General features: G+C 62.0%; 13 protein-coding genes. 4 read left to right on the forward strand and 9 right to left on the reverse strand.

Features of this window, described 5'->3' with window-relative positions:
• Window positions 1-78 precede the first annotated feature (78 nt).
• Window positions 79-939 (reverse strand): copper homeostasis membrane protein CopD, encoded by an 861-nt coding sequence (copD, locus tag BOP96_RS22245; RefSeq protein WP_058410681.1) that lies wholly within the window; start codon window positions 937-939, stop codon window positions 79-81.
• Window positions 940-942: 3 nt separating this feature from the next.
• A complete protein-coding gene (gene copC / locus BOP96_RS22250) occupies window positions 943-1,308 on the reverse strand; it encodes a copper homeostasis periplasmic binding protein CopC (protein WP_014719001.1) in 366 nt (121 codons plus the stop codon).
• A 116-nt stretch (window positions 1,309-1,424) separates the two neighbouring features.
• Here copC and BOP96_RS22255 point away from each other — a divergent pair, with 116 nt between their 5' ends.
• Window positions 1,425-2,045: a TetR/AcrR family transcriptional regulator gene (locus tag BOP96_RS22255; protein WP_014719000.1), complete on the forward strand. Its 621-nt coding sequence runs from the start codon at window positions 1,425-1,427 to the stop codon at window positions 2,043-2,045.
• 113 nt (window positions 2,046-2,158) lie between these two features.
• Here the strand turns inward: BOP96_RS22255 and preA are convergent, their stop codons facing one another.
• From preA to hydA, 3 genes are all read right to left on the reverse strand, one after another.
• Window positions 2,159-3,433: an NAD-dependent dihydropyrimidine dehydrogenase subunit PreA gene (preA, locus tag BOP96_RS22260; protein ID WP_073454054.1), complete on the reverse strand. Its 1,275-nt coding sequence runs from the start codon at window positions 3,431-3,433 to the stop codon at window positions 2,159-2,161.
• Complete coding sequence (locus BOP96_RS22265; protein WP_014718998.1) at window positions 3,433-4,800, reverse strand: NAD(P)-dependent oxidoreductase; 1,368 nt, start codon at window positions 4,798-4,800, stop codon at window positions 3,433-3,435. The genes preA and BOP96_RS22265 overlap by 1 nt, the downstream gene beginning before the upstream one ends.
• Window positions 4,801-4,905: 105 nt before the next feature.
• A complete protein-coding gene (gene hydA / locus BOP96_RS22270) occupies window positions 4,906-6,345 on the reverse strand; it encodes a dihydropyrimidinase (protein WP_073454055.1) in 1,440 nt (479 codons plus the stop codon).
• 593 nt (window positions 6,346-6,938) lie between these two features.
• Between hydA and BOP96_RS22275 the strand changes: the two genes are divergently transcribed.
• Together BOP96_RS22275 and BOP96_RS22280 are read left to right on the forward strand one after the other, a co-directional pair.
• Entirely contained in the window at window positions 6,939-8,426 is a 1,488-nt protein-coding gene (locus tag BOP96_RS22275; protein ID WP_019818076.1) for an NCS1 family nucleobase:cation symporter-1, read from the forward strand.
• Between the two features lie 148 nt (window positions 8,427-8,574).
• Window positions 8,575-9,858 (forward strand): Zn-dependent hydrolase, encoded by a 1,284-nt coding sequence (locus tag BOP96_RS22280; protein ID WP_073454057.1) that lies wholly within the window; start codon window positions 8,575-8,577, stop codon window positions 9,856-9,858.
• Between the two features lie 112 nt (window positions 9,859-9,970).
• Here the strand turns inward: BOP96_RS22280 and BOP96_RS22285 are convergent, their stop codons facing one another.
• The 3 genes from BOP96_RS22285 to BOP96_RS22295 are packed head-to-tail and all read right to left on the reverse strand — an operon-like array spanning window position 9,971 to window position 15,750.
• Entirely contained in the window at window positions 9,971-11,386 is a 1,416-nt protein-coding gene (locus tag BOP96_RS22285) for an efflux transporter outer membrane subunit (RefSeq protein WP_073454059.1), read from the reverse strand.
• The gene (locus BOP96_RS22290; protein WP_073454061.1) at window positions 11,370-12,539 is read right to left on the reverse strand and encodes an efflux RND transporter periplasmic adaptor subunit; all 1,170 of its coding nucleotides are present in this window, start codon (window positions 12,537-12,539) and stop codon (window positions 11,370-11,372) included. The genes BOP96_RS22285 and BOP96_RS22290 overlap by 17 nt, the downstream gene beginning before the upstream one ends.
• Complete coding sequence (locus tag BOP96_RS22295) at window positions 12,529-15,750, reverse strand: efflux RND transporter permease subunit (protein ID WP_038450587.1); 3,222 nt, start codon at window positions 15,748-15,750, stop codon at window positions 12,529-12,531. The genes BOP96_RS22290 and BOP96_RS22295 overlap by 11 nt, the downstream gene beginning before the upstream one ends.
• A 206-nt stretch (window positions 15,751-15,956) precedes the next feature.
• Between BOP96_RS22295 and BOP96_RS22300 the strand changes: the two genes are divergently transcribed.
• Entirely contained in the window at window positions 15,957-16,367 is a 411-nt protein-coding gene (locus BOP96_RS22300) for a PA0061/PA0062 family lipoprotein (RefSeq protein ID WP_003192269.1), read from the forward strand.
• Here the strand turns inward: BOP96_RS22300 and BOP96_RS30170 are convergent.
• Window positions 16,364-16,525 (reverse strand): hypothetical protein, encoded by a 162-nt coding sequence (locus BOP96_RS30170; protein WP_003192266.1) that lies wholly within the window; start codon window positions 16,523-16,525, stop codon window positions 16,364-16,366. The genes BOP96_RS22300 and BOP96_RS30170 overlap by 4 nt on opposite strands.
• Window positions 16,526-16,649 lie beyond the last annotated feature (124 nt).

Consider the following 16,649-nt stretch of genomic DNA (forward strand, 5'->3'; position numbering starts at 1 on the left):
TCAGACAGTATGCAGTCACTGATCCACCGCCATCGCAGGCAAGCCAGCTCCCACATTGATTGCATTGCACAAGACTTTTCAGCCAGCCATGACCATCGGCGGCAGGGTGCCAAGCAGGGAAACTGCCGCCACGGCTGCAAGGCCCAGCAGCCACTCCATCATCACACTGGCTCTCAAACTGCCCAGGCGCTGTTCGCAGCGCTTGATACGCAACCGGTTCAACAGCGCCAACCCGAGCATGCCCAGCACCAGCCCCACCTTGATCAGCAAAATCAAGGCAAACCCTTGGAACAGCGGCGTGGGCCACAGTTGCCCAGTGAGCACCCGCACGTTGATCAAGCCAGTCACCAACAGGCCGGCGACCAGGCCATATCCCACACCACTGAAGCGGCGCAAAATCGGCTTTAGGCGATGGTTTTGCGCATGCCTGAGGATCAGCACTAACACCAGCAACCCCCCGAGCCAGGCCCCCACGCACAGCAGGTGCACCACCTGGTTAAGGATCAGCAACCGCCCACTCAGCCCGTCGAGCATGGCGCCGTGGCCTACGGGGGCCAGGGTCGCCAGCAGCAGGGCGAGCAGCGGCAAGCGCAAGGCCGGCCAGGGCTTGATCAGCACGATCACCAGCAGCAGGTTAAACAGCAGATGCCAGGTCCATACCTGGCCAAAAAAGGTTTTGCCCAGCACCAACTGCACCGTGGCCGGTTGCAGCGCCGAGTCCCAGCTGCCGGCCATGCTGGCGGTGATCAACAGCAACCACACAACCCCGGTGAACAGCCCCAAGCCGGCCAGGCCACGGGTGATGCGCAGCAATTGCCGGTCCAGTGTCGGCTGCACGACGTGAGCGCCGAGCAGCCAGGGCCTGAACACCCAGGCCCCGAACATCAGCAACACGACGCAAAAGTGCAGGAAGCGGCACAGCACCAGCAGGGTTGCCATGGGTTATTGGCCGACCTTGAAGCTGTAAGTGCCTTCGCTTTTGTGAGTGTCGACGGACACCGCATGCCATTCGACCTTATACGTGCCACTTGCCAGCGGAGCGGCAGGCGTGACCACCAGGGTTTTCTTGTCGGCGTCCGGGGTTTCCAGGCCCTTGATGGCAATTTCGGTGCCGTCCTTGCTCAGGGAGACCTTGGTAAAGGTGGCTTCGACGCCTTCGCTGAAGGTCAGGCGCAGGTCTGTGGGGGCGGCGACGCGGCTGTCAGCCGCAGGTTGCGCGCTCTTGAGGTGGGCGTGGGCAAACGCGGCAGAAGCGCCCAGCAGGGCAGTGAACAGGACAGCAGCGGTCAGGGACTTCTTGAGCAACATTGTTCAACACCGATCAGAGGATAGGAGCCGGCAGTGTACGAAGTTTCGGCTTGGCCTGTCGCCCCGATCTAGAGCCGGTGGTAGTCTTTAGGCCGTGTTGTTGTCAGGGAGCCCTTATGGGCAATCACAAGATCGGAATTCGTCGGGTCAACGTCGAGAAAATCCTGCTGGCGGCGGAGAAGGTCTTCGCCAACAAAGGCTATGGCAGCACCGCCATGGCCGACATCGCCGAAGAAGCGCAACTGCCGCGCTCCAACCTGCATTACTACTTCACCACCAAGAGCGAGCTGTACAGCGCGGTGCTGTTCGACCTGCTGGAATTGTGGAAGCAGGACGCCCTGAGCTTTGAAACCTTTGATGACCCCCGTGTGGTGCTCAGCAGCTACATCCGCGCCAAGATGCAGCGCTCGCGCACGCGTCCGTATGGCTCCAAGGTCTGGGCCAATGAAATCATCCACGGCGCGCCCACACTCGGCGAGGCCCTGGATGAAAGCTTGTACGACTGGGCCAAGATGAAGGAAGCGAAGATTCGCCAATGGGTGCAAGACAAACGCATCCTGCCGGTGGAGCCCTCGAGCCTGCTGTACATGATCTGGGCCTCGACCCAGCACTATGCCGACTTCGACCACCAAGTGAAGATTTTGAATGATCACCAGCCGTTGTCGGACAGGCAGTTCGAGAAGGCGATACAGACGGTGACCGGTGTGATTTTGCGCGGGATTGGCTTGGAACCCTGAGCTGATCGTTCCCACGCTCCGCGTGGGAATGCAGCCCTGGACGCTCTTGCCAGGGTGACGCGGAGTGTCACAGGATGCGTTCCCACGTGGAGCGTGGGAACGAGGGGCAAGGGTTACACCGCTTCGCGGTAAGGATTGCGCGGGTCCTGCGTCCAGTTCAAAAACGGCTTGCCGTTATCGATCGGCACCATCTCGATGCAGCCGGCCACCGGGCAGGTGATCTGGCACAGGTTGCAGCCGACGCACTCATCGTCGATCACCTCATACAGATGCGTGCCATCAGCCTGCTTCAAGCTGGCAATGGCCTGGTGCGAGGTGTCCTCGCAGGCAATATGGCAACGCCCACAGCCAATGCACTCCGCTTGATCAATCTTGGCGATGACCTGGTAGTTGATGTCCAGGTACTTCCAGTCTGTGGTATTGCCCACCGCCCGCCCGGAAAACGCCTGCAGGTTGGCATGGCCCTGGCTGTCCATCCAGCGCGACAAGCCGTCCTTCATCTCTTCAACGATGCGAAACCCATGCAGCATCGCCGCCGTGCACACCTGCACCGCGCCGCAGCCCAGGGCGACGAATTCCGCGGCGTCGCGCCAGGTACCGATGCCGCCGATGCCGCAGATCGGCAGGCCGTTGGTCTGTGGGTCACGGGCGATTTCGGCGACCATGTTCAACGCAATCGGCTTGACCGCCGAGCCGCAGTAACCGCCATGGGTACTCTGGGTGCCGACCACCGGCAGCGCGACCATGCGTTCCAGGTCCACGCTGGTGATGGAGTTGATGGTGTTGATCAGCGACACCGCATCGGCGCCACCGCGATAGGCCGCTCGCGCCGCCACGCGGATGTCGGTGATGTTCGGCGTGAGTTTGACGATCACCGGCAGCGAGCAATAGGTCTTGCACCAGCGCGTCACTTGCTCCACGTACTCCGGCACCTGGCCGACGGCGGCGCCCATGCCCCGTTCGGGCATGCCGTGAGGGCAGCCGAAGTTCAGCTCGATGCCGTCGCAGCCGGTCGCCTCTACCAAGGGCAGGATGCTTTTCCAGGACGCTTCGACACAAGGCACCATCAGCGAGACGATCAGTGCGCGGTCCGGCCAGTCCTTTTTCACCTGGGTGATTTCCCGCAGGTTGATCTCCAGGGAACGGTCGGTGATCAGTTCGATATTGTTGATGCCCAGCACTTCGCGGTTGGCGCCATAGTGCGCGGAGTAACGCGACGACACGTTCACCGCCGCCGGATCTTCCCCCAGGGTTTTCCACACGACGCCACCCCAGCCGGCCTCGAAGGCGCGCACCACGTTGTAGGCTTTGTCGGTGGGCGGCGCGGAGGCCAGCCAGAACGGATTGGGCGCTTTGATACCGGCGAATACAATCGAGAGATCGGCCATTACGCAGCCTCCACAGTCAGCATGAGTTGGGCATGCATGGCTTCGGCGGCCCGCTTGCCATGTTGTACTGCCTGGACGGTGAGGTCCTGGCCGAGGCTGACGCAGTCGCCGCCGGCATACACCCCAGGGATGCTGGTGCGCAGTTGCTCATCGACGAAGATGCGCTCGCCGACGCGGTGCAGCTGCTGGGCCAGCGGGTCGTGCAGGGCGTCGTTGTCGAAGCCTTGCCCGATCGCCTTGAAGATCGCATCGGCGGCCAGTTCGAACGTTTCCCCGGTAGGCAGCAGGCGACCGTTTTCCAGGCGGGTGCGGGCAAAGCGCATGCCGCGTACGCGGCCTTGGTCGTCGAGTAACACCTCGTCGGGTTGGGCCCAGGTCAACAGCCGGACTTGATTGGCCTTGGCGATGTCCTGTTCGTGGTGGGTTGCGCCCATGTCGGCCAGGCCACGGCGGTACACCAGGTTGACATCGCGGGCACCGAGGCGGGCCATCTGCACGGCCATGTCGATGGCGGTGTTGCCGGCGCCGAGCACGATGCAGCGGTCGGCCAGGGGCAGTTGGGTGAGGTCGTCGGCCTGGCGCAGTTCGCGGATATAGTCGGTGGCGGCGAGCAGGCCGGGGGCGTCCTCAAAGGGCAGGCCCAGCTGTTTGCTGGCAGCGAGCCCCAGGCCGAGGAACACCGAATCGAACTGCTGGTGCAGTTCGCTCAAGGTCAGGTTGTCACCCAGGCGCTGGCCGTGGCGAACCTCGATGCCGCCAATCTGCAGGAGGAAATCCAGTTCCTTCTGGGCGAAGTCGTCCACCAGTTTGTATTTGGCGATTCCGTATTCATTCAGGCCGCCGGCTTTTTCCCGCGCCTCGAATATCACCACGTCATGACCGTGCAAGGCGGCGCGGTGAGCGCAGGCCAAACCGGCAGGCCCGGCGCCGACCACGGCGATACGCTTGCCGGTGGACGCGGCGCGTTGGAACGGGTGTTCGCTGAAGTGCGCGTTGTCGATGGCGTAGCGTTGCAGCAGGCCGATCAGCACGGGGGCGCATTCTTCGGCGTTATTGCGTACGCAGGCTTGCTGGCAAAGGATTTCCGTCGGGCACACCCGTGCGCAACTACCACCGAGGATGTTGGCCGAGAGGATTTTTTGCGCGGCCCCCTGCACGTTTTCGGTGTGGATATTGCGGATGAACGAGGGGATATCGATCTCGCTGGGGCACGCATTCACACAAGGCGCGTCGTAGCAGTACAGGCAGCGCGAGGCTTCCAGTTGGGCCTGGCGTGCGTTGAGGGGCGGTGCCAGGTCGGTGAAGTGGCTGGCGAGGGTGGCCCCGTCTTCGCGGGGGTGGGGGAGGTGGGTCAGGGTCTGGATCACGGTGTTGGCCTCACGGTTATTGAGGTGCTGCCTCTGATGGGCGATCGTTCCCACGCTCTGCGTGGGAATGCCTCACTGGACGCTCCGCGTCCGCTTTTTTTGGACTCAGCGGTTCACGGCCACTGGCTTGCAAAGCGCTGCCCGCTTGCTCAACTGCTCGAACACCGACGGATACGCCGGCCGCTCCACATACCGTCCGGCCCCTCGCTCGGCGCGCAGGTCACCATCGGCCCACACCAGCTTGCCCTGGCTGATGGTATGGCTGGGCACGCCGCGCACGGTCTTGCCTTCGAAGATGTTGAAGTCCACCTGCTGATGGTGGGTCTTGGCGGAAATGGTCCGCGTGCCCTCGGGGTCCCATAGCACCAGGTCGGCATCGGCGCCCACGCGTATCGCGCCTTTACGGGGGTAGAGGTTGAAAATCTTCGCGGTGTTAGTGGAGGTCAGCGCGACAAATTCTTGCATCGATAGACGCCCGGTATTGACCCCTTCGTGCCACAGCAGCGCCATGCGGTCTTCAATGCCGGCGGTGCCGTTGGGGATCTTGCTGAAGTCGTCACGCCCGGCGGCTTTTTGCTCGGCGCAGAAACAGCAGTGGTCGGTGGCGGTGGTGTGCAGGTTGCCCGCTTGCAGGCCGTGCCACAGCGCCTCTTGATGCCCGCGTGGGCGGAATGGCGGGCTCATTATATAGCCGGCGGCGGTCTGCCAGTCGGGGTGCTGGTACACACTGTCATCGAGCAACAGGTGGCCGGCGAGCACTTCACCGTACACCGCCTGGCCTTTGCCTCGGGCATAGGTGATTTCATCCAGGGCTTCTTTCGTCGACACATGCACCAGGTACAGCGGCGTGCCGATGGTCTCGGCAATCCGGATGGCACGGCTGGCCGCTTCGCCTTCCACCTGGGACGGGCGCGACAGCGGATGGGCTTCCGGCCCGGTGATGCCCTGGGCCATCAGTTTGCGTTGCAGGTGATACACCAGCTCGCCATTTTCGGCATGCACGGTGGGCACGGCGCCGAGTTCCAGGCAGCGTTCGAAACTGGCGACCAAGGTGTCATCGGCCGCCATGATCGCGTTCTTGTAAGCCATGAAATGCTTGAAGCTGTTGATGCCGTGATGGCTGACCAACTCGGCCATTTCCTCACGTACCTGCTCACTCCACCAAGTGATCGCTACGTGAAACCCGTAGTCGGCGGCGGACTTTTCGGCCCAGCCGCGCCACTGGTGGAAAGCTTCCATCAGCGATTGCTGCGGGTTGGGAATCACGAAGTCGATGATCGACGTGGTACCACCGGCCAAGCCTGCCGCCGTGCCACTGAAAAAGTCTTCACTGGCCACCGTGCCCATGAAGGGCAGTTGCATATGGGTATGGGGGTCGATGCCGCCCGGCATCAAGTATTGGCCGCTGCCATCGAGTATTTCAGTGCCTGCGGGAATATCCAGATTCGTGCCAATGGCGCGAATTAGACCCTCTGCACATAACACATCGGCGCGGTAACTTTCATCATGGGTAATAACGGTGGCGCCACGGATCAACAGCGACATGTCGAGTTCCTCACAGGCTTGACCGGCTTGTGCCAGTTCTAAGTGTTGTAATACTGCGCACCGAGGGTCGGTTAATTCCTGTCATCGGTGACAGGAATAGAAACTAGCCCGAGTTTTTCGAATGAGCAAGCAGATTTTTCGCAAACTTTTGTGTGTTTCATCTTGTTGATATTTATAAGAAAAATCCTATTTTTACCAAAATGAAGCATGCCCACCCTGTTTTGACGCACTTGACAGGTTCTTGATCTGATCAATATTTCTTATTGCAAATCAGGCGCTTGAGATATGCCGCTTGACGCCGTCGAGAAATAAAAATAATTGTGATGCACCAGATTGAGACCTGAAGGTTCTGGCAACTTGCGTATTGTTTAGCCTGACGCATGCGGCAAGTACCGCAGGTTCAATTGGAAAGCTGATAAACATCAGCACGTTATATAAGCGGTGCGGGTTCAGAGGCGGTTGTCGGCACGGTTATTGAGTGCACGGGCAGTTGGCCGGAACCCTGGATGTCATGTTGTTGATGCGGTACTCCGGCCACCTGAACCTGGCGTGCAGGTGAGCAACAATAATTTTAAAGAAACCGTGGAGCGGCCATGCAACAGAACAGATCGCAAGTCATCGAGCGCAACGGCCTGTACGAACTCGACGCCGGCCCCGACGTCCTCGACAGCCCTCGCTACAACCACGACATGGCACCCACCAAAGTGCACGAGCGCACCTGGAACAAATGGCACATCACGGCGCTATGGGTCGGCATGTCGATCTGCGTGCCCACCTACACCCTGGGCGGGGTGCTCACGGCGTATTTCGGGCTGTCGGTGGGGGAGGCGCTGGTAGCGATCCTGCTGGCCAATATCGTGGTGTTGATCCCGCTGACCCTCAACGCGTTTCCCGGCACCAAGTACGGCATTCCGTTTCCGGTGCTGTTGCGTTCGTCCTTTGGCATCCTCGGCTCCAACGTACCGTGCCTGATCCGCGCGCTGGTGGCCTGCGGCTGGTTTGGTATCCAGACGATGTTCGGCGGGCTGGCGATCCACCTGTTCCTGGGCTCGATTTTCGACGGCTGGAAAGCCCTAGGCGGCACTGGCGAGGTGATCGGTTTCATGCTGTTCTGGTGCTTGAACCTATGGGTGGTGCTGCGCGGCGCCGAGTCGATCAAGCGCCTGGAAACCTTGTCGGCGCCGTTGTTGGTGGCGGTGGGGGTTGGGCTGCTGGTATGGGCGATGCCCAACGTGTCCCTCAGCGAGTTGATGGCGATCCCACCCAAGCGCCCCGAAGGCGCCAGCCTCACCGGTTACTTCATGGCGGGGCTCACGGCGATGGTGGGTTTCTGGGCCACATTGTCATTGAACATTCCGGATTTCAGCCGCTACGCCAAGAGCCAGAAAGACCAGATTCTGGGGCAGATTTTCGGCTTGCCGCTGACCATGTTCCTGTTCGCCGCCCTCGGCGTGGTGATGACCGCCGCCTCGGTGAAACTGGTGGGGGTGAGCGTCTCCGACCCGGTGAGCCTGATCGGGCATATCCAGAGCCCGGTGTGGGTGGCCATCGCCATGGCGCTGATCATCGTCGCGACCTTGTCCACCAATACCGCGGCGAACATCGTCTCGCCCACCAACGACTTCCAGAACATCGCGCCCAAGCTGATCAACCGCACCACGGCGGTGATCCTCACCGGCCTGGTAGGGCTGGCGCTGATGGCCCATGAACTGCTGAAAAAACTCGGGCTGATCGTCTCGGACGTGAGTCTTGAAACCGTGTATTCCAATTGGCTGCTGGGTTATTCAAGCCTGCTGGGGCCGATTGCCGGGATCATGGTGGTGGACTATTTCATCACCCGCAGACAACAGTTGGACCTGGCCGGCCTGTACCGCGACGACGTGTACCCGGCCTGGAACTGGAGCGGCTTTATCGCCTTTGGCGTACCGGTGGTGCTGACGCTGCTGTCGCTGGGCAGCGATGCGTTCAGCTGGTTCTACAGCTACGGCTGGTTCACCGGCTCGGCGTTGGGCGGGGTGTTGTATTACGGCTTGAACGCCAAGCGCGGGGCGAGCCCGATCACCGCCAAGGCGCCGTTGTAAACCACGGTCGAGGTGGGAGCTGGCTTGCCTGCGATAGCGGACTATCAGTTAAAGCCGTGTCGTCTGACACACCGCCATCGCAGGCAAGCCAGCTCCCACAGTTGACCGCGTCAATTCATAAGAACCTGTAGCCTGAGGAGACCCCCCCATGAACGCTGCCCTCGACGTTCTGCAATCGCCCCATCAGCACATCAATCGCGACCGTCTGTGGCAGTCGCTGATGGACCTGGCCAAACTCGGCGCCACGCCCAAGGGCGGTGTGTGTCGCCTGGCCCTCACCGACCTCGACCGCAAGGCTCGCGACCTCTTCGTGCAGTGGTGTGAAGCGGCGGGTTGCACCGTGACCATCGACGGCATCGGCAATATCTTTGCGCGCCGCCCCGGTCGCAATCCCGACCTGCCACCGGTAATGACCGGCAGCCATATCGACACCCAGCCCACCGGCGGCAAGTTCGACGGTTGCTTCGGCGTGCTGGCCGGTGTGGAAGTGCTGCGCACCCTCAACGACCTCCAGGTGGAAACCGAGGCGCCGCTGGAAGTGGTGGTGTGGACCAACGAAGAAGGCTCGCGCTTCCCGCCGTGCATGATGGGCTCAGGGGTGTTTGCCGAGAAGTTCAGCCTGGCCGATACCCTGGCCAAGGTCGATGCGGACGGCGTGAGCGTGGAGGAGGCGTTGAACGCGATTGGCTATGCGGGAACGCGGCCGGTCAGCGGGCATAAGGTCGGCGCGTATTTCGAGGCCCATATCGAACAAGGGCCGATTCTGGAGGATGAACACAAAACCATCGGCGTGGTGCTCGGCGCCCTCGGGCAAAAGTGGTTTGACCTGAAGCTGCGCGGTGTTGAAGCCCATGCCGGCCCTACACCCATGCACTTGCGCAAGGATGCCCTGGTCGGCGCGGCGGCGGTGGTGGCCGCCGTGAACGCGGCGGCGTTGGCGCATCAGCCCCATGCATGCGGCACGGTGGGGTGCCTGCAAGCGTATCCGGGATCGCGCAATGTGATTCCCGGTGAAGTGCGCATGACCCTGGATTTTCGTCATCTTGAACCGGCGCGGCTGGATTCGATGATTGCCCAGGTGCGTCAGGTGATCGAAGACACCTGCGCCAAACATGGCTTGAGTTTCGACCTGCAGCCTACGGCGGATTTCCCGCCGCTGTACTTCGACAAAAGCTGCGTGGAGGCGGTGCGCAATGCCGCCAATGGCTTGGGCTTGTCGAACCTGGACATCGTCAGCGGGGCAGGGCACGACGCGATCTTCGTCGCTGAGCTTGGCCCGGCGGGGATGATCTTTGTGCCGTGTGAAGGCGGCATCAGCCATAACGAAATCGAAAATGCCGCGCCGGATGACCTGGCGGCGGGGTGTGCGGTGTTGTTGCGGGCGATGGTGGCCGCTTCAGCGGCCATCGCCAGCGGCCAGCTCGCGGCCTGATCGTTCCCACGCTCCGCGTGGGAATGCACCCTGTGACGCTCCGCGTCACGATTTTAGAGGCAGACGCAGAGCGTCCTGAGCGGCGTTCCCACGCAGAGCGTGGGAACGATCATTAACCCGGCTGCCAGCCGCCGCCCAGTGCGGTCAACAGCCCTACGCTCGCCTGCAACTGCCGGGTCTGCACCGCCTGCAACGTTCTCTGTGCCTGCAACGCGGCGGTTTGGGCGGTGACCACATCCAGATAGCTCACTGCCCCGGCCTGATAGCTGTTCATCGCCAAGGCCTGGGTATGTTGCGCCGCCTCTGCCGCCGCTTGCTCGTCCTCGGCTTGCTGCTGCAGATCCCGCAGTTGCGCGAGGTTATCTTCCACCTCGCGCACGGCTTTCAATACGTGGCTACGGTACTGTGCCGCGGCCTCCTCGAACTCGGCCTTGGCCTGGCGCTCGTTGGCGCTCAAGCGCCCGCCGTCGAAGATCGGCAGGTTCATCAGCGGCCCCAGTGCCCAATACCGGTTGCCGGCGGACAGCAGGTTGCCAACACCTTGGGTCTGCCCGCCCAGCACACCGGTCAAACTGAAATCCGGAAACCACGCCGCCTTGGCCACGCCGATCGTTGCGTTGGCCGCAAACACGCGACGTTCAGCTGCGGCAATGTCCGGACGACGCTGCAGCAGGTGGCTGGGCAACTGCGCCGGAATGCCTGGCAACGCCATTAACTGCGAGCTGGGCGGCAGTGAAAACTCACTGGCCGTCACGCCCACCAATTCGCCGATGGCATGTTCGGCGAGGTTGCGCTGGCCACGCACTTCGTCCAACTGCGCCTTGGCTTCGGCCAGTTGGTTCTGCGCGCGGGTCAGGTCCAATTCCGAGGCAATCTGGCCTTCATAACGGCTGCGGGTCAGTTGCAGCGCCTGGCTGAAGTCTTGCAACGAAGTGCTCAGGATTCGGCGCTGCGCATCCAGCCCATTGAGCTGCACATACAGGCTCGCCAACTGCTGTTGGAGGCTCAAGCGCACCACCGCCAAATCATCAAAGGACGCTTGTGCCTGGGCATCGCCCGCGGCGACCTGGTTGCGGATTCTGCCCCACAGGTCGAGGTCGTATCCCAGGGAGAACCCAGCGGTATTGCTGTTGTACACCGACGGCTGTGTAGTACCGCGTAACGGTCGTGAGTTCGATTGACGCTGGCGCAGCGGTTGCGCGCTGGCGGTGATTTGCGGGAAAAGGCCCGCGTGCAGTTGACTGGCATAGGCCTGGGACGCATCGAAGTGCGCCAGCGCCGCGGCCAGGTCCGGGTTGGCCTTGAGCAGTTGCTGCTGCAGCGCGTTCAGGCGCGAATCGTTGTAGAGCTGCCACCACTGGGGCGCCAGTTGGTCTGACGGTTGCGCGCTGTGCCAGGGGCCATCGCTGGTTTGTTCGCGGTAGTGGGCGGGCAGGTCAATCGACGGCACCGTATAGGTGGGCGCCATCGAGCAACCCTGCAACGCCAGCACCATCAGTGCCGCCAGCGACTTAAGCCTTGGGCGCATGCGCACCTCCCGAGGCGGCGGCCAGTTGCACTGGGTCGCCTTCGCGCAGGGCGTCGGGCGGGTTGTCGATGATGCGGTCAGCAGGCTTCAGGCCTTGGTCGATCACCAGGCGCTCGCCGAGGTCCAGGCCAATATGAATGTCTTGCAGGTGCACATGATTGCGCCCGTCCAGCACCGCAACTTGGGTGCCCTGGGCGCGGAAGATCAAGGCGCTGGCCGGGATGCTTACGCCATGGGTGTCAGCCGGAATCGGTAGGGTGACTTCGGCGTAGTCGCCCGGCAGCAGTTCGCCGTTGGGGTTGTCGGCGACGAACTGGGCCAGCAGGGTGCCGGAGCGGCGGTCGATGGCGGTGGAGTCACCGATCAGGCGTGCCTTGAAATGCTCGCCGGGGTGCTCGGGGACGGTCAGTTCGGCCTCAAGGCCCGCATGAATGACCGCTGCATAGTTCTGCGGCACCGGCACGTACAAGCGCAATTGGTGGGTGTCGGCAATGTTGAACAGTTCTGGATCGCTGGCGTTATCGGCTTTGATCAACTGGCCGATGTCCGTGTTGCGGGCGGTGATGGTGCCGGCGAACGGCGCGCGCAGGGTCTTGTAGCTTTCCAGGGCGCACAGTCGCGCATAGTCTGCTGCAGCGGCTTCGGTGTTGGCCTTGGCGGCTGCGGCGTTGGAGGTTTTCTCATCGGCGTCCTGGCGCGATACCGAATGGCTGGCCAGCAGGTTTTGCCAGCGGGTCGCCGTGGTGGCTGCCAGGCGTGCATTGGCTTGTTGCTGGATCAGGCGCGCATGGGCCTGGGCCAGTTGTTGGTCAAGGTCGGGGCTGTCGATTTCGGCGAGGATTTGCCCGGTCTTGACCTGGGTCCCGATGTCGACTTTCCAGTCCTTCAAGTAGCCGCTCACCCGCGCATGGATAGCCGCCTTGCTCCACGCCTCCAGGTGGGCGGGCAGGCGCAGGGTGTCACCGCCGGCGTTTGGCTTGGGTTGGAACACCATCACCTGGGGGACGGCGGCGGCTTCGGTCCAGGCAGTGACCGATTGCTCGTGCAGCGTACGCGCGTGCAGGCCGCTGGCGACCAGCAAGGCAGCCAACGTCAGGCCACCGACACCCAGGAGCATCAGGCGCTTGCGCGAGGGTTTTTGATCAGGCGACATGGGGCGTTTCTCCAGCAGTTGCGCGAGTAGGATGACGACCGTGGACCAGGCTGAAGACCACGGGAACAAACAACAAAGTGGCGACGGTGGCGAAGACCAGGCCACCGATGACCGCTCGGCCGAGCGGGGCGTTCTGCTCCTCGGAAATCGCCAGGGGCAACATGCCAATGATCATTGCCAGGGCGGTCATGCACACCGGGCGAAAGCGTGTGTAGCCGGCTTCCAGCGCGGCTTTCAACGCATCGCCGTGTTCGGCCAGGCGCTCACGGCAGAAGCTCACCACCAGGATCGAGTTGGCGGTGGCCACGCCCATGCACAAGATGGCCCCGGTGAGTGCTGGCACCGACAACGAGGTGCCACTGAGGAACAGCATCCACACGATGCCCGCCAATGCTGCCGGCAACGCCGTGATGATCACAAAGGGGTCGGCCCACGACTGGAAGTTGACCACGATCAGCAAGTAGATCAGCACCACCGCGCCGAGCAGTCCGAAGCTCAAACCACTGAACGCCTCATGCAGCGCATCGATCTGCCCGTGCAGGCTGATGGTCGCGCCTTTGGGGCGCATGGACGCTGTGTCATCCAGCACCTTTTGCACATCGCGGGCCACACCGCCGAGGTCGCGACCTTGCACGTTGGCATACAGGTCCAGGGTCGGTTCGATGTTGTAGTGGGTCACCACGGCCGGGCTTTGTACCCGGGAAATAGTCGCCACGCCGCCTAGAATTTGCGCCTGCCCATCGGCACCGGTCACCGGCAGCGCTTCCAGGGACGGCAGGCTGTCGAGACGGTATTGCGGGGTAGCGGCGACGATGGAGTAAGACACGCCATTGGCCGGGTTGAGCCAGAAGGTCGGCGCGGTTTGCGAGCTGCCGGCGAGGGAGGCGACCATGCTGTTGGTAACATCACGCTCGGTAATGCCCAGGCCGTTAGCGCGCATGCGGTCCACGTTTACTTGCAGCGAGGGGTAGCCGGTGGACTGCTGGATGCGCAGGTCGGCAATCCCCGGTACATGCTGCAAGCGCCGTTCAAGCTCGACGGCATAAGCGCGGTTTTCTGCGTCATTGCGCCCGGAGATTTTGACGTCCAGCGGGGCGGGGGCGCCGAAGTTGAGGATCTGGCTGCTGATGTCGGCGGGCAGGAACGCAAAGTGGCTGCCGGGGAAACTTTGCGGCAGGGCTTCGCGCAGTTTTTTCACATAGTCGGCGGTGGGCGCGTGGTGCGTTTTCAAGCTGACTTGAATATCGCCATCCTGCGGGCCGATGGTGCCGCTGCTGCTGTAGGCCATGTCGATGCCGCTGAGCGGAATGCCAATATTATCGACGATGGTGTCGAGCTCTTCGGCGGGGATGACCTCGCGGATCCGCGCTTCGATGCGGTCGAACGCCGCGGCGCTTTCCTCGATGCGCGTGCCCAGTGGCAAGCGCACATGCAGGGCCAAGGCACCCGCATCGGTGGCCGGGAAAAAGTCCTGGCCCAGGCTCGGCAACAACAGGAACGACGCGAGTACGCAGGCCAGGAACCCGACAATGAAGCGCTTGCGTGCGCCCAGTGCCAGCGTCAGCAGGCCATGGTAGGTGTCGCGGACATTGGAAAAATGCCGCTCGAATCCCTGTTGAAAATTCAGCACCGATTGCAGCAACGCATTGCGTGGTTTCGGGTGTTGTTCACCCTCGTGGTGATTGATGAATGCATCTTCCGGATGATGCCCCGCGCCTGGCTCCGGCCTATGCGGTTTGAGCAAAAACATCGCCAGTGTCGGCACCAGGGTGCGCGAGAGAATGAACGAACTGGCCATGGCAAAGATCACCGCCAGCGCCATTGGCCGGAACAGGTAACCGGCGATGCCTTGCAGCAAAAACATCGGCACGAACACGATGCAGATGCACAACAGCGAGACGAACGCCGGGCCGACGATTTGCGCGGCGCCGTCGAGAATCGCGGCCTTCACCGCCTTGCCTTGCTCCAGGTGCCAGTTGATGTTTTCGATGGTCACCGTGGCGTCGTCCACCAGGATGCCCACCGCCAACGCCAGCCCGCCCAACGTCATGACGTTGAGGGTTTGCCCACTGACAGCCAATAGCGCGATGGCCGAGAGCACCGCCAGGGGAATCGACGCGGCGATGATCAAGGTCGAGCGCCAACTGCCGAGAAACAGCAGGATCATCGCACTGGTGAGCAGTGCAGCAATGATGCCTTCCTGGGCCACGCTGCCCACCGACTGCTTGACGAACGCCGATGCATCGCCCAGCAGCGAGGTTTTCAGCGACGGCGGCAGGGTTTCGTTGATGCGCGGCAGCATCTGTCGGATACCGTCGATGATCGACAGGGTGGAGATGCTGCCGTTTTTCAGCGCCGGCATCAGCACGGCGCGATGGCCGTCGACCCGCACGATATTGGTTTGCGGCGGTGAACCGTCGCGCACGTGGGCCACTTGGCCGATGGTGATCAGCGCCCCGTCAACCGTCTTGATCGGCAGGTCGTTGAGTTCATCGATGGCCTTGGGGCTGTTATTGAGCAGGATCGTGTATTCGTTGAGGCCCAGCTTGGCGGTGCCCACCGGGATGATCTGGTTCTGCAGCGCCAGGGCATTGCCCACATCCTGGGCCGACAAGCCTTTGGCGGCCAGCGCCTGAGGGTCGAGGTCGAGGGTGATTTGCCGTTGCTTGCCGCCCATCGGTGTAGGCATGGCCAGGCCGGGCAGGGCGCTCAAGGGCAAGCGGATATTGTTCTGCACCAGGTCGCGAATTTTGGCTTCCGACAGGCTGGGGCTGGAAAACGCCATTTGCAGGATCGGCACCGTGGAGGCGCTGTAGTTGAGGATCAGCGGCGGGGTGATGCCCGGTGGCATTTGCTTGAGCACAGTCTGTGACACCGCCGTGACCTGGGCGTTGGCGGTACGGATATCGACGCCAGGCTGGAAGAAGATCTTGACGATGCCCATGCCGGGCAGCGATTGCGACTCGATATGTTCGATGTCGTTGACGGTGGTGCTCAGGGAGCGTTCGTAGGTGTAGATCACCCGACCGGCCATGGCGTCCGGGGACAGGCCGTTGTACTGCCAGACCACGGCGACCACGGGAATGCCGATATCGGGAAAAACATCCGTGGGCGTGCGCAGGGCCGCCATCGGCCCGATGATGCAGATGAATATAGCCAGCACGATGAAGGTGTACGGCTTGTGCAGTGCGGTCTTTACCAGCCCGAGCATGCGTGAGTCTCCGAGAAGAGCAGGATTGCAAACCCCGGCAGTCTTGACCGACCCACCTAACACGCACCTTTCAGCCAGGTGAAGGAAGTTTTAGTCAAGGGCTGAAGATACTTTCATAGGGATTCATTTGTTCCAGGAAGGGCGGCTCATCAAGCTTGTCAGCCATCGGATACGCCCTTTTTACATCTGCCCTTTGGAGCCCTGTCATGTCACTCAAACCACTGTTGTTAGTTCCCGTCCTTGGCTTTGTCTGTTTGTTGTCGGCGTGCGCCGGCCCGATCCCCAAGGCGGACCCCAGCCAAGCCTGGATCGGCTTGCAGGAAGAAGCGCCGAATGACCTGATGGCCGAGCGTGTCGATGGTAAGCGGGTGGACGATGGGCGCTATTTTGAGGTGACCCCGGGGGACCATCGCCTGGACGTGACTTTATTTGAAGACGAGCCGGGTGATGACAACCAGCAGGACTGCCAGGGCCGCATTGAGTACAAGCATTTCAAGGCAGGTGAGCACTATACCCTGGTGGAGTCGAGCCTGGGCACCACGGTGCGTGCGTCCCTTGAGGACGGCCACGGCAAGGAAATTGCCGCCACCCAGGACTTCAATTGCATGCCTGGCTAGGCGTGATGCGCCGTCGTCTTGCGTGGCTCGGCGGGTTCAGCAGGTTTGACGTGGGGATGATGATGCCGGCGCGTCACGCGCATGACCCCCCATAGCATGGCGGCGGCGACGGCCAGCCAACCACAGATCAACAGGAAAATCGTTGTCGCAAGGCTCATTCGGGCCTCCTTTCGCCCACTTGGGGCACACACAGTCTTCTCAATGGACAGTCTAGCCAGCCGGCGGTTGCCTGCTATTGACCAATGGTCGAGTCTGTCCAACTTGTTTGCTCTATCAGCGCCG

This window comes from Pseudomonas sp. FSL W5-0203 (assembly GCF_001896155.1).
Taxonomy (GTDB): Bacteria; Pseudomonadota; Gammaproteobacteria; order Pseudomonadales; family Pseudomonadaceae; genus Aquipseudomonas; species Aquipseudomonas paracarnis.